General features: G+C 40.7%; 12 protein-coding genes. 2 read left to right on the top strand and 10 right to left on the bottom strand.

What is annotated here, in order from left to right:
• Positions 1 to 69: 69 nt before the first annotated feature.
• From OCV63_RS02885 to OCV63_RS02870, 4 genes are all read right to left on the bottom strand, one after another.
• A complete protein-coding gene (locus tag OCV63_RS02885; protein WP_158361923.1) occupies positions 70 to 1,170 on the bottom strand; it encodes a glycerol dehydrogenase in 1,101 nt (366 codons plus the stop codon).
• Positions 1,171 to 1,358: 188 nt separating this feature from the next.
• Positions 1,359 to 2,543: a non-hydrolyzing UDP-N-acetylglucosamine 2-epimerase gene (gene wecB, locus OCV63_RS02880; protein WP_158361922.1), complete on the bottom strand. Its 1,185-nt coding sequence runs from the start codon at positions 2,541 to 2,543 to the stop codon at positions 1,359 to 1,361.
• On the bottom strand, positions 2,543 to 3,772 hold the full coding sequence (locus OCV63_RS02875) for a polysaccharide biosynthesis C-terminal domain-containing protein (protein ID WP_158361921.1): 1,230 nt from the start codon (positions 3,770 to 3,772) through the stop codon (positions 2,543 to 2,545). The genes wecB and OCV63_RS02875 overlap by 1 nt, the downstream gene beginning before the upstream one ends.
• Positions 3,773 to 3,784: 12 nt before the next feature.
• The gene (locus OCV63_RS02870; RefSeq protein WP_158361920.1) at positions 3,785 to 4,831 is read right to left on the bottom strand and encodes a polysaccharide biosynthesis protein; all 1,047 of its coding nucleotides are present in this window, start codon (positions 4,829 to 4,831) and stop codon (positions 3,785 to 3,787) included.
• Positions 4,832 to 5,057: 226 nt separating this feature from the next.
• Between OCV63_RS02870 and OCV63_RS02865 the strand changes: the two genes are divergently transcribed.
• Complete coding sequence (locus OCV63_RS02865; protein WP_158361919.1) at positions 5,058 to 5,510, top strand: hypothetical protein; 453 nt, start codon at positions 5,058 to 5,060, stop codon at positions 5,508 to 5,510.
• 209 nt (positions 5,511 to 5,719) lie between these two features.
• Entirely contained in the window at positions 5,720 to 5,911 is a 192-nt protein-coding gene (locus tag OCV63_RS02860) for a hypothetical protein (RefSeq protein ID WP_262670616.1), read from the top strand.
• A gap of 137 nt (positions 5,912 to 6,048) precedes the next feature.
• Here the strand turns inward: OCV63_RS02860 and OCV63_RS02855 are convergent, their stop codons facing one another.
• The 6 genes from OCV63_RS02855 to OCV63_RS02830 all read right to left on the bottom strand — a co-directional run bounded on the left by OCV63_RS02855 (position 6,049) and on the right by OCV63_RS02830 (position 13,580).
• Positions 6,049 to 7,392 (bottom strand): sodium/glutamate symporter, encoded by a 1,344-nt coding sequence (locus OCV63_RS02855; protein ID WP_158361917.1) that lies wholly within the window; start codon positions 7,390 to 7,392, stop codon positions 6,049 to 6,051.
• A gap of 22 nt (positions 7,393 to 7,414) precedes the next feature.
• Positions 7,415 to 8,413, bottom strand: a complete 999-nt coding sequence (locus OCV63_RS02850; protein ID WP_158361916.1) for an ATP-grasp domain-containing protein — start codon at positions 8,411 to 8,413, stop codon at positions 7,415 to 7,417.
• A gap of 12 nt (positions 8,414 to 8,425) precedes the next feature.
• The gene (locus OCV63_RS02845; RefSeq protein ID WP_158361915.1) at positions 8,426 to 9,526 is read right to left on the bottom strand and encodes a DegT/DnrJ/EryC1/StrS family aminotransferase; all 1,101 of its coding nucleotides are present in this window, start codon (positions 9,524 to 9,526) and stop codon (positions 8,426 to 8,428) included.
• A 74-nt stretch (positions 9,527 to 9,600) separates the two neighbouring features.
• Complete coding sequence (locus OCV63_RS02840) at positions 9,601 to 11,049, bottom strand: lipopolysaccharide biosynthesis protein (RefSeq protein ID WP_158361914.1); 1,449 nt, start codon at positions 11,047 to 11,049, stop codon at positions 9,601 to 9,603.
• Entirely contained in the window at positions 11,039 to 12,052 is a 1,014-nt protein-coding gene (locus tag OCV63_RS02835) for a hypothetical protein (RefSeq protein WP_158361913.1), read from the bottom strand. Before OCV63_RS02835 ends, OCV63_RS02840 begins: the two co-directional genes overlap by 11 nt.
• Positions 12,053 to 12,365: 313 nt before the next feature.
• A complete protein-coding gene (locus tag OCV63_RS02830) occupies positions 12,366 to 13,580 on the bottom strand; it encodes a glycosyltransferase (protein WP_158361912.1) in 1,215 nt (404 codons plus the stop codon).
• Between the last annotated feature and the right edge of the window lie 17 nt (positions 13,581 to 13,597).

The following is a 13,597-nucleotide window of genomic DNA, read 5'->3' as shown; positions in this document are numbered from 1 at the left end:
ACGAAAAGGGAGCCCAGGCCCGCCCTTTGAAAGGGTGGAACCGGGGCTCCTTTTTCGTTTTTTTATCTTTTATGCTTCACCAAGGAAATATTTTCCATATCTGTCTGCCGCCAGAATCGCCGCATAGACAGATTCGGGAGTTACCTCGAAAGGCATATTGTGCAGGGTATCATTTTCCGCGCAGGCTGCTTCGGCCACTGCCATCAGCTTCTCTCTGGTGGGGTTCTCGATACCGAGCTCCTTCAGGGTCACAGGCAGGCCCAGTTCGATACACCAGTCGATGATATCCTCCAGCTCGTCCGCCGGAACATTCTCCAGAACCAGCTGGGTAATGGTACCGAAGGCAACCTTCTCGCCATGGTACATGTGATGGCACTCTTCCAGAACGGTAAAGCCGTTGTGGATAGCATGGGCTCCGGCCAGACCGCCGCTCTCGAAACCAATGCCGCTGAGCAGGGTATTGGCCTCGATCACCTTCTCCACTGCCTCGGTGCAGGCTCCCGCTTCCAAAGCCAGCTTCGCCTTTACGCCCTCATCCATCAGGGTATCAAAGCACAGCTTAGCCAGAGCCATCGCCGCTCCCGTCACCTTGCCGCCCGCGCAGGTCATTGCCCCGCTGGTCTTGCAGGCCCGGGCCTCAAAATACGTCGCCAGCGCATCTCCCATACCAGACACGGTCAGCCGAACCGGAGACTTGGCGATAATTTCCGTATCCATCAGAACCATATTCGGGTTCGCCGGAAGGAACAGATACTCCTCAAATACTCCTGCGTCTGTATAAATAACGGACAGGGCGCTGCAGGGAGCGTCTGTGGACGCGATAGTCGGGCAGATCAGCACCGGAACCTTCTCATAATAAGCCACCGCCTTCGCGGTATCCAGAATCTTTCCTCCGCCGACGCCGATCACCAGGTCGCAGCCGTTCTTCTTCATTACCTCCATCAGACGGTTGATCTCTGTCTTACTGCATTCTCCGTTGAAATAATCCAGAACCGGTTCGCAGCCGGAATCCCGGAATGAATCCTCCAGGGTCGTTCCCAGTCTCTTATGGCCGGACGCTGTCACCAGCACCAGAGCCTTCTTTCCATAGGTCTTTGCGTAGGTACCAAGCTTCTTCAGTTCGCCTGCTCCCTGTACATACTTGCCGGGGCTTGTCAAAATCTTTGCCATGATAAAATCCTCCTGTCATATGATTGCTTTCTATTTATAGTTACCAGATAGCAGCATCACCATACGGCCTGCAGCGTTGATCTGTTATCTTTCCAAGGAGTATTTTAACGCTGGCAGGGGAGATTGTCAATATTTTAACAGGTTTTTATGGGCTTTTTGTGAGCGTTTTGGGTTATATGCTTTCCGTCTTACGATTTTCTCCAGACCATCTTATCCACGACTCCTGTGTAGCTCTGAATAATCTTCACAACCTTTGTGCTTACATTTTCTTCCACATAATCCGGAACCGGAATACCGTAATCATGCTCCAGATTCAGTTCTACCGCTGTATCCACCGCCTGCAGAAGGCTCTTTTCATCAATACCGGCCAGGATAAAGCAGGCCTTATCCAGAGCCTCCGGACGCTCTGTACTGGTACGGATGCAGACCGCCGGGAACGGACGTCCTACAGAAGTAAAAAAGCTGCTCTCCTCCGGCAGGGTGCCGCTGTCCGATACCACCGCAAAAGCGTTCATCTGCAGATGATTATAATCATGGAAGCCCAGCGGCTCATGCTGAATCACCCGTTTATCCAGCTGGAAACCACTGGCCTCCAGACGTTTTCTGGAACGGGGATGACAGGAATAGAGAATCGGCATATCGTATTTCTCAGCCAGCCTGTTGATAGCTGTAAACAGGGAAAGGAAATTCTTCTCTGTATCAATATTCTCCTCCCTGTGGGCAGACAACAGGATATACTTCTGCGGTTCCAGGCCCAGCTTCTCCAGAATATCCGACTTCTCAATCTCAGCCAGATTCTGGTGCAATACCTCCGCCATAGGAGAACCCGTCACATAGACCCGCTCCTTCGGCAGCCCGCACTCATGAAGATACTTTCTGGCGTGCTCTGAATAAGCCAGATTCACATCGGAAATGATATCCACGATTCTCCGGTTCGTCTCCTCCGGCAGACATTCATCCTTACAGCGGTTTCCTGCTTCCATGTGAAAAATCGGGATATGCAGGCGCTTCGCCGCAATGGCAGACAGGCAGCTGTTGGTGTCGCCCAGGATCAAAAGCGCATCCGGCCTGATCTGATTCATCAGCTTATAAGAACAGTTGATAATATTCCCAACCGTCGCGCCCAGATCATCGCCAACTGCATCCATATAAACCTCTGGACTGGCAATCTTCAGGTTTTCAAAGAAAATGCCATTCAGATTGTAATCATAATTCTGTCCCGTATGGGCCAGAACCACATCAAAATACTTCCGGCACTTGTTAATCACAGCCGCCAGACGGATAATCTCCGGCCTGGTCCCCACAATAATCAGAAGCTTCAGCTTCCCGTTTTCTTTAAAATGCACATCGGAATAATCCGTTCTGATCTCCATTACGCTTTTTCCTCCACAGGTTCAAAAAAAGTATCCGGATGCTCCGGATCAAAGGATTCATTGGCCCACATGACCGTCACCAGGTTCTCTGTCTCCGACAAGTTGATAATATTGTGGGTATATCCCGGCAGCATATGCACTGCTTCCATCTTCTCCCCGGACACTTCAAAATTCCGTACCGGATAGGGTTGTCCGTTCTCATCCAAGCCCATTTTGCGCTCCTGAATCAGCCCATGTCCCGATACCACGATAAAAAACTCCCACTTGGAATGATGCCAATGCTGTCCCTTCGTAATTCCCGGCTTACTGATATTCACAGAAAACTGTCCGCATTTCTCTGTCTTCAAAAGCTCTGTAAAGCTGCCTCTGGCGTCACAGTTCATCTTCAACGGAAATTTCGTTTTCTCCTCCGGTAAATAAGACAGGTAAGTCGAATACAGCTTCTTCGCGAAGGAAGCCTGCGGAATCTCCGGCATCATCAGCGACTGGGGCTGCAGCTGAAAGCTCTTCAAGAGCTCCACAATCTCCCCCAGCGTCACCTTATGGGTCACCGGAGCAAAGCAATACCGTCCCTCTGCCCGTTCCACTGCGTCCACACCATCGAATTCACAGTGATGCTCTCTTCCTTCCAGCGCATCCAGCATCTCTTCTACCAGATCGTCAATGTACAGAAGCTCCAGCTCTACTTTCGGATCGCTGACCTGGATCGGCAGATCGTTAGCTATATTGTTACAGAAAGTGGCTACCGCGGAATTATAGTTGGGACGGCACCATTTCCCAAAGAGATTGGGAAAACGATACACCAGTACCTTCGCCCCGGTTTCCGCTCCATAGCTGAAAAACAATTCTTCCCCGGCCAGCTTTGATCTTCCATAATCAGAGCCGGCATAACGGCCCAGAAGCGTAGCCTGAATCGACGAAGAAAGCATCACCGGACAGGTATTCCCATGCTTTTTCAGGGTTTCCAGCAGGGTTGTGGCAAAACCGAAATTTCCCGCCATAAACTCCGCATTGTCCTTCGGCCGGTTCACACCGGCCAGGTTGAACACAAAATCCGTCTTCGCGCAATATTCCTCCAGGAGCACCGGATCCGTCTGAATATCATACTCATAAATCTCATCCACGCTCAGCTCTGGGCGGGTACGGTCCTTTCCATCCCGGATATTTTTCAAGGACGCAACCAGATTCTTGCCTACAAAGCCAGCTGCGCCAGTTACTAAAACCTTCATTTTATCTCTCTCCTATTTCTTCCAATTTTCAAGAGCTTCCTTTACATAGTCCGTAGTCAGAATCTTCTTTACGGTTCCCTCCACATCCAGGCGCTGCGTATTGTGGCTGGTATAGGCTTCATTTGCCATGGTCTGAACTTGTCCCTTTACAAAGAACTTATCATAATTCAGATCCCTGCCGTCCGGAAGTACCCGGTAATAATCGCCCATGTCCACGCTGCGCATGCACTCCTCATTGGTCATCAGTGTCTCAAACAGCTTCTCTCCATGACGTGTTCCGATGATATGCGTACCAGTATCGCCAAAGAGCTGCTGTACCGCCTTCGCCAGATCTCCGATGGTGCTGGCGTCTGATTTCTGCACGAAGAGATCGCCCGGTTCCCCATGCTCAAAAGCAAACATAACCAATGCCACTGCCTCATCCAGATTCATCAGGAAACGGGTCATATTCGGGTCTGTGATGGTCAGCGGATTACCTGCCTTAATCTGATCGATAAAGAGCGGAATTACCGAACCACGGCTGCACATGACATTCCCGTAACGGGTACAGCAAATCGTGGTTTTTCCTGCTGCCACGCGGGCATTGGCTCCGATCACCTTCTCCATCATAGCCTTGGAAATACCCATGGCGTTGATGGGATAAGCAGCCTTATCCGTAGACAGACATACGATACGCTGAACCCCTGCGTCAATGGCTGCGTGAAGCACATTATCGGTACCCTCCACATTGGTGCGAACGGCCTCCATAGGGAAAAACTCGCAGGACGGTACCTGCTTCAGGGCTGCCGCATGGAAAATATAGTCTACGCCGGGCATCGCGTCCTGTACGGAACGCATATTTCTCACATCTCCGATATAAAACTTTACCTTGCCTGCCAGTTCCGGATGCTTTGCCTGCAATTCATGCCGCATATCGTCCTGCTTCTTCTCATCGCGGGAAAAGATACGGATTTCCTTCAGATCAGAATCCAGGAAATGTTTTAATACGGTAGAACCAAAAGAACCGGTACCTCCGGTAATCATCAGGGTTTTGTCTTTAAAAAATTTTGAAGTTGCCATACTACAATCTCCTTTATTATAACATTTTGATTTATAAAAACGCGCACGAAAAAAGGACCTGACGGCCCTTTTCGCACACATATTTCCATATTCTTAAATTTCCATAAATTCCTTGTTTCTCTCTTCCCCGCATGCTATACTTTATCTGTTCAATTCATCTTCACAGGTCTGTGAAGTATTTCCCCATGAATTTGAAACAATACATCAAGGAGGTATTTTCTATTGCATGAAATCATCTAAACCAAGGAACCATATCAACTGGCACGCAGCTGCCGTAGCCGGGCTCCAGATTGAGCTGGCTGAACACCGGGACTATCTTACTTATCATCCCGAGTATCCCCTTAATCGAGGAAAACGCCGAACAGACTGTCTGATCATCAAAGCTCCGGACGCCCCACCTCTCACGTCCCCTATCGGACGTATCTTTCGTCGATACAACATCATCGACTATAAGGGCCCGGACGAGTCTATGACAATCAGTAACTTTTTCAAAGCTCAGTCCTATGCGCTCAGCATTCCCGATTACCTGAAGCAGCACCAAGCTATCCATGAGATTACTTTAACCCTCATGACCCATCGTCACCCCAGAATCCTGATTTCTTACATCCGAAAAATTCCCTTGAAAATACGAAAGATCCCGTTGAAAAAATCATCGACGGATTATATTATATACATATAGGATTCATTCCTGTCCAACTGATTATCTTACCGGAACTGCCCCATGAGCAATATCTCTGGCTTTCCTGTCTGACCAATCATCTTACGAAAGATACGCCTCTTGAGCAGCTCGGTCTGGCCTATAAAGCTCACGAGGATGACCCATTATATCAGACCTTCTTAAATGTGCTTATCCGCGCCAATTCTATGAAAGAAGGAGATGAACAGCTTATGTGTGAAGCATTGGAAGAATTGTTTGCCGGAAGGTTAGAAGAGAATCGACGCCTTGGAGCTCAGGAAGCTTTATCTAAAATGTCTTCCCTCATCAACAAGCTTCTTAGCTGTAACCGCATCGATGATGCCAAACGTGCTACAGAAGATCCTACTTATCGAGATACCTTGATGGCAGAATTCAAATTGTAGGGTTGAAGAGAGCCCCGCCGGATGGCGGGGCTCTCTTCATCCAAAAACGAATTTTTAATACACACAAAATTTTGCCGCTTATTTTACCGCAAATCTAATAATTTACCATTCTCTCAATTTCTTTAACCGATTTCATCTCATTCTTTTTTATTTGTCTTTTTTTTAAATACAACTTTACAGACAACTAAACTAATTATTGCAGCCAATAACAAAATTACACTATAAAGAACTCCTGTACCTTTTAGAATAAACATTGGTGAAAATGAAACCAAAAACATATCCATAAAAGAGAGAAAAATCCATGCAAATCCAAAATCTTCTAGTACTCCTGATTTAAATTCTGGATCTGTTACTCGAAGTAAAATCACACCTGTTGCCATCACCCCCGTGGACAGCCCGAAGATATAGATGCCCCTTTCAAACCAATAGTTTCTGAAAAACCTTGGCGAAATAATCCAAAACCAAGCAATAACAAAAATGAAACCTAACACCGAAAACACAATAATCGGGACAAGATATTTCACCACAACACTGATATTGATAGATGCCACACCAAATGCAACAAGGTAATCTGTTGCACTACTACCAATATGAGTAATAATTTTCTTATCAACATATTCATCGAGATCAACTAGTTTCAAGATTCCCTGCAAGACAATACTACACACCAGTGCGAGACCATATACTGGAAAAGAAACTGATGGTAATAAGTTTTTTAATACTATATTCACACCATACGCCATACCCACAGCTACTAAAATCAATGAAAAATGCCATGTGAGTGTATCAATTGACATCGCATTAACAGTATTTCGACCAAACTCGCTCCGCTCATCTTCCTGCACTAAGCCTGTCAACATTTCTTCTTGAAGTTCTTCTACGCTTTTAATAATTGCAGTGTTCCCTTTACGAGCGCCAATATTAATCATTGTTACACCGCCTAGAATACCGCCTAGCAAACCAATTGTTGCAAATGTTTGCCCAATACTTGTTGCATCAGTCCATCCACTGTCTACCAGAACACCTCCGATTGCTGCTGCCGTCCCATGGCCTCCGACAAATCCCGCTGGAAGCATAAGCCCGAAAGCAGGATTAATGTTCCTAAAAAAAAGTGGAAAAACTGCAATACCAATCAAAATAAATAGTCCAAACTGTGTAATTTCTGCCGCCGCATTTACCAGAAAGCTATCACCAACAGAGTTAAACATCTGTTTGAACGAAACCTTTGTCTTATTTCCGATAAACATAGAACCAAAAACAAAAGCAATCAAAATACCCGCATAATTTGAGATTTCAGAACTGAAGGGAATTATATTTAGAAATTGTTTTCCCGCAAATAATCCCATAAATCCTGCAATTAGCGCAGAAGGGATATAAAGCTTCTGAATAAAACGAACCTTACTTCGGATCACTTTTGCAATTAGCATCAACGCAGACATCCATGCGACATCATATAATAAACTTAATGCTGAAAATTCCATTCTCTGTTCCTCTTTTTCATAATTAATGACACGTGTTCTGATATTCCACATCTACATCAACTGCAGTAATATATTCTTCATACTTTCTTGCAATTATCATGCTGTGTTTAAAGTGAGCATCTTCAATTTCTTTTCCCATAAAGCATTTCATATGATTTTCAATGTAATCATATCCTCCCATGCAAGAAAACTCACAACCAGCCGAAAAACGTGGGTTGCATTCTACTAAATGGTACTTTCCATCTTTATCAAGAATATACTCAAAATTTACATCTCCCCAAACATTCAATTTATCCGCCAAAATCTTCGATGCTTCTTCCAATTCCTTATCTTCATATACGTAAACCGTAGTTGAACAGCCATGTGGCGTTGAAATAAGTTCCCGGCGTGTCATGGCAATCACTTTATGAGGTTCAATTTGCCGAACAATTTCCACCATTACAAGCGGCCCTTCAATAAATGGTTCCACAATATAAACATCTTTATCTGCTGTTGAAACGAAATTATCCCATTCTTCCTGATTATAGATATACTTTAGTCCTTGGCTACTACGTCCATTATATGGCTTGCATACAACTGGGAACCTCCATTCTAGCCTCTGAATATCACGTAACATTTTGGTTGGAATCGACTGGGTTCTAGGGCACTCTGCTTCAACAAAATCAGCAAGTTTCTTCTTATTACGAATAATATCCAGTGATTCTTTCGAAGACATGCAAAGCGTCACTCCATGTTCTTCAAACCATTCCCGGTTACAATTCAAAAGATCAATTTCATAATCAATCATAGGAAACAAATATTCAATTTTTTCCTTAATACAAAGCTCTTTCATAAATGCGAGATACCTTTTCTGTTCAGACACCGGAGGAGCTTGATAAAAAGCATCTACCTCACAAGATTCTACAATCCATTCCTTGGGGTAAATATTACAGCCAACCACACGGAATCCCATACGTTTTAAACTTTTTAATGTAATATCTGTTGCTACAGATCCAGTGGATGTAATTAATACAGTTTTCATGATATGTTCTCCTTATACTAAAATGATATTACAAATTTTATCTACATCTTCCAAACTCAATTCAGCATACAATGGTAAAGTCAATACTCTAAGTGCCGTATGCTGAGCTATTGGCGTTTTTTCTGCCCCAGCTGTCGGATAATTTCTATAGCATTCAAAACTGTTGGTAAGTGGAAAGAAATACTTTCGCGCCCCAATGCTTGCTTCTGCTAACATGGTAAATATTTCATTTCGCGTATACTTATAGCCATCAAAAATCACTGGAAAATATGCGTAATTAGATTCTACATCTTTTTGGGATGCACATAATTTAATTCCTTCTACACCTGAAAGTCTTTCTCTATAATGTTCAACAACTTTTCTCCGCTTAGCAATTTCATCTTCTAAATGTCTTAAATTACAAATTCCCATTGCTGCCTGGAATTCATTCATTTTCGCATTTCCACCCACATATGCTACTGTTTCCTGATCCCGAATACCGAAATTTTTCATATCATTCAGAAGTTGTACCCAGGAATCATTCTTAAAGCATACTGCGCCACCCTCTATCGTATTAAATACTTTCGTTGCATGAAAACTAAACATCGCAGCATCTCCGAAACATGCAGATGAAATTCCCTTGTATTTCACTGCAAAAGCATGGGCTGCGTCATAAATTACTTTCAGTCCATATTTCCCGGCAATCCGCTCTATCTCTTCAACATCACAAATATTTCCATATACATGTACCGGAACAATGGCTACTGTTTTATCTGTAATTAAACTCTCTATTTTAGTCACATCTATCGTGTAATCCTCTGTATTAATATCGCAAAATACCGGAATTAGACGATTGCGTACTATAGCATGTGTAGTCGATGCAAATGTAAATGGAGTAGTAATAACTTCACCTCCCTCCGGCAAATTCAATGCTGCAATCGCATTTTCCAATGCCAGATGACCATTGGTATACAATGTCACATGCGGGACTTCCAAATATTCTTCCAAATTTTGTTCTAACTCTCTATGCTTTGTTCCCATATTTGTCAACCAATGACTGTCCCATATATCTTTTATTTCCTTGCAATATTCTTCATATGACGGCATTGATGATCGTGTTACTAATATTTCCATCGCACTTTTCTCCTTTTCTGCAACAAAAAAAGAGCTACTTAGCTCTCTTTATTTAACACTGAAAATACAATTCTTTAATTTTTATGCAGTATATTTAATATAAGATTTTTTAAATATTCATATTGTTCAAGTTTTAAAATTTCCGATAATCCTACATAAAAAATAATCCCTCCTAAAATTTGCATAAATAATCCCATTGCAAGACCAATCTCAATCTTTCCAATTAAAATTACAAAAATTCCCATTCCGCAAGACAACGCTATAGGACTTCCTATATCATGAATTAATTCTTTTAATGAGTAACCAAGATATTTATTTGCATAATGACTGGTTATCCAAAACGAAATTCCTGATGCCAATAGCGTTCCCCACATAATTGCATAAATTCCCATCGGTACACTAATTAAAATCATTACTAATGTCAAAATCTTAGAAATAATTGATAGCTTTAATGTTACATCACTTCTACCAATTGCATTTAATGCATGTGTTCTTGCTGACAATGGCCAAAATGCAGTAATTGCACATGTTAATTGCATAAAAGGAACACTTGGCAACCATTTTTCTGTAAGTAATAAAATCGTCATCTGCCTTGCTGTAACTGCCAGTCCCATAAGCATAGGTAAAATCAAATACATGCTGGTTTTCATAGAACGTCTCAATGCTTTTTTTAACTTATCCAAATCATTTTGTAATAAAGAGAGTGTAGGGTACAATACTTCGCACATGCTTCCATCCACAGCTATCATCGCTGCCTGCGGAATCTGCTGTCCACGCTGATAATACCCTACATCTGTTGCAGAAAAAAAACGTCCTATAATTAATGAATGCATATTATTAAATATTGTATTAAGTAGATTTGTACACAACACCTTAGAACTATACCGAAATAAAAACTTAATTCTTTGAAATGAAAATATACATTGTGGTCTCCATTTTACAGTTATACACAATACCATCGTTCCTACTAACGTTCCCACTATTTTAGATCCAACCAAGGACCATACGCCAAAATTTGCGCATGCCATGCCAATTCCAACTATCCCCTGTGAAACTATATTTGCAATATTTCTCATAAAACTGATTCTAAATTCCAGATTTTTTGACACTATCGCATTATGAACTGCAGAAAAGGCGCCTACTACAATATTAATTGACATCACACGCATCACTTCCGTTAATTGTGGCGTTTTGTAAAATTTAGCTACACTTGGCGCAATCATATAAAAAACAACATATATTATAATTGACATTGCTAAATTTGCAAAAAAGACAGATGAATAATCCAATTCATCTGCCTCACTTTTTTGTATTAATGCCGTTGTAAACCCTTGCAAAATAAAAACATCGGATATACTGATAAATATTGATAATAATCCGACAACACCATAATCTTCTGGCAATAAAAGTCTCGCCAAGACAATTTGAATTACTATTGATATTAATTGCATTCCTATCTTTTCCGCAAATTTCCATACCGTTCCCTCTATAGCACGTTCTTTAAGATTTTGCTCATTTTTCAATTGTGACTTTTCTCCCTATTTTATTTTTTATGACACCAACCGCTTCTTTCCAATTTCCATATCGGATTTTAAAAAAAAGCATTTCTAAACCATACCATTTTAGTTTAATTGGATAGTTATATGCTAAAATTTCATTTCTCTTTTTTTCATATTCATTATCTGGAATCACATACTGTGCATGTTTTAACGGGAACTTAACCTCATATGTTTCCATTTTAAAAATTTTTCTCAACCCTCTAGGTAATAATTTCAATTCATTTGCGTGTGCAGAATCTTTCGTACACCCGATATTTGAAATCATATTTTTCTTAGGAATAATTTGTAACTGATTCTGTCCATACATACTAAATTCGAGAAAAAATTCCGACCATGCTATATGACCTTCATATACTTCTTGTTCTGCGTACGCTTTAATTCGTTTCCAAAACACGCGATTATGTCTGGTTTGATTTTTCAATAATTTCATTATATATGGATCTTTGCCATAACTGAAATCACAGTATTGTTCATATGTTCTACGCCAAATTGCAAAACCCCAAATAGAGCCTTGCCGTGAGAAGAAATAATCCGTATTAACATCTTCGGAGACTCCCAAATGGTTCATCCCACAAATAACATTGATTCTCATATCATCTTTATATTTTTCAAGTAATTCTGAGCAATACCGAAAGAAACTAACTGACGGCAAAACATCATCTTCTAAAAAAATACAGCTTTCAACTTTTTCCCATATAAGCCTATGCATCTTTTTTGAAATTGCATACATACCTTTATTTTCACATTCATATAACCGATAAATTTTACACTCCCAATCAATTCCATTATCCATTAATTTTCTATTTTCGTTTATCGCCTCCCATTCTTTTGGATTTCTTCCTCCGTCAGAAATTAGAAATATAATACTGGGTTTCGCCTTTTTTAAAACTTCTAATTGGAGTTTTTGGCATTCTGTACGACACCAAATAGTAATCGCAACAGGAACGTCTACTAAATATTTTTCCATTTCATTAACTTATTGCTTATAAATTATAAACAAACTCCTTCCTATAATGTCAAACCCTAAATCATTAATTTTACGAGCTTTTCTCTAAACAGCTACCCTTTAAAGCAAAACTCGTCTGGTTAAGCCGGGCGATAAGCATTGTCTTCTCAGCACCCTATTGCAATAATTGTTCTATCATTTTGTCCTCCGTCTGACTGGAAAATACTATTCCAGGCCTCACTCGTTCAACTACGTCATCCTGCTTTCTTTGCAGAATTGGTCTTATCCATATATTAATTTTTACTGGAACATCCATAAAATGTGGTTTCATCTTTTATCTTTCTAATGAATTATATAATTTAACGTAATCCTGATATTTTTCTATTTCGTTAAAATGAGTTGCTCTTTCAACGCATTTTTTTTTGATATGCTCTCTTTTACAAATGTTTTCAATTGCTTTAATAAGTTCATTGACATTATCTCTTTCAACTGCAATTCCAGTATAGCTATCAAACGTTTCTGAACACCCACCTGTGTTAAAACTTACAACTGGTGTTCCGCAGGCAAGTGCTTCTATATTTGTCAATCCCAAGACTTCTTCCCTCGTTGGGTTTACAAAAACATCTGCAGCAGAATATAGCGCAGCTAATTCTTCTTGACTCTCCGTCCTTTTCACAACATGAATATTAGAGGGTAATTTTTTTGCAGCCTCATCATTACACCCAACCAATATTATCTTATAATAATTATTCTCTAACTTCCTTGACAATTTTTCAAATACATCAATGCCTTTATAAACAGTCCAATCTAACGCTACACCTAAAATCATTTTTTGATTCGGCTCTATATGCAACTTTTCTCGTATTAAACTATCAGTCGGCTTAAATTTTGATAAATCTATTCCATTGTTTATTACCGTAATTGGATATTCTTTTAAAAATGATTCTTTAACCATAGTTAATAACCAAGCAGACGGCGTAACAATAGTCATTTTTTTGACCCCATTAAACCATTTTCTCTTTTTTGTCCACATTTTCTTTGTATTGTCTATTAGTGAACTTGGGTAACACTTATTATATTGTATGCATCTAAAACATCCTTCTTTCCATTTGTCACAACCTACCATCGTAAAATATGGACATTGACCTGTAAAAGCCCAACTATCGTGTAAAGTCCAAATTACAGGAATACTCTTTTTCTTAATGTAATTAAATAGCATCGGAATATTTATATACCATCCGTGAACATTATGCAAATGAATACAGTCTGGTTTAATCTTATCAACCTTTTTTAAAAATAAATATGTTGATAAAATAGAATAGCACCCATTATATCCCGTCAATTTACTCAATGATATATGTAATAATTTAGAGAATGCACCTCCAATTATAATATTATTTGAAGGCATTTCTTTTAACGAATGTGTCGAAAACCCTGTCGCAGTATAATAATGAATATCTGACTGAGTTTTTTCGCAACATTTCCCTATACCTATCATTATTTTAGCAGTACTTCCATATGGCACTGAATTAATCGCCAGAACTTTCATATTACACCTCTCATATA

The organism is Laedolimicola ammoniilytica, assembly GCF_025567165.1.
GTDB classification, from domain to species: domain Bacteria; phylum Bacillota; class Clostridia; order Lachnospirales; family Lachnospiraceae; genus Laedolimicola; species Laedolimicola ammoniilytica.
Note: the sequence above shows the minus strand (reverse complement) of the source record. Positions and strands in the feature narration are given on the sequence as shown.

What these genes read in the sequence shown, in the direction of transcription:
- wecB (WP_158361922.1), bottom strand. Translation starts at nt 2,543, where the DNA reads ATGGAGATCAGAACGGATTATTCCGATGTGCATTTTAAAGAAAACGGG.
- OCV63_RS02855 (WP_158361917.1), bottom strand. Translation starts at nt 7,392, where the DNA reads ATGGAATTTTCAGCATTAAGTTTATTATATGATGTCGCATGGATGTCT.
- OCV63_RS02865 (WP_158361919.1), top strand. Translation starts at nt 5,058, where the DNA reads ATGAAATCATCTAAACCAAGGAACCATATCAACTGGCACGCAGCTGCC.
- OCV63_RS02885 (WP_158361923.1), bottom strand. Translation starts at nt 1,170, where the DNA reads ATGGCAAAGATTTTGACAAGCCCCGGCAAGTATGTACAGGGAGCAGGC.
- OCV63_RS02875 (WP_158361921.1), bottom strand. Translation starts at nt 3,772, where the DNA reads ATGAAGGTTTTAGTAACTGGCGCAGCTGGCTTTGTAGGCAAGAATCTG.
- OCV63_RS02845 (WP_158361915.1), bottom strand. Translation starts at nt 9,526, where the DNA reads ATGGAAATATTAGTAACACGATCATCAATGCCGTCATATGAAGAATAT.
- OCV63_RS02850 (WP_158361916.1), bottom strand. Translation starts at nt 8,413, where the DNA reads ATGAAAACTGTATTAATTACATCCACTGGATCTGTAGCAACAGATATT.
- OCV63_RS02860 (WP_262670616.1), top strand. Translation starts at nt 5,720, where the DNA reads ATGTGTGAAGCATTGGAAGAATTGTTTGCCGGAAGGTTAGAAGAGAAT.
- OCV63_RS02830 (WP_158361912.1), bottom strand. Translation starts at nt 13,580, where the DNA reads ATGAAAGTTCTGGCGATTAATTCAGTGCCATATGGAAGTACTGCTAAA.
- OCV63_RS02870 (WP_158361920.1), bottom strand. Translation starts at nt 4,831, where the DNA reads ATGGCAACTTCAAAATTTTTTAAAGACAAAACCCTGATGATTACCGGA.
- OCV63_RS02835 (WP_158361913.1), bottom strand. Translation starts at nt 12,052, where the DNA reads ATGGAAAAATATTTAGTAGACGTTCCTGTTGCGATTACTATTTGGTGT.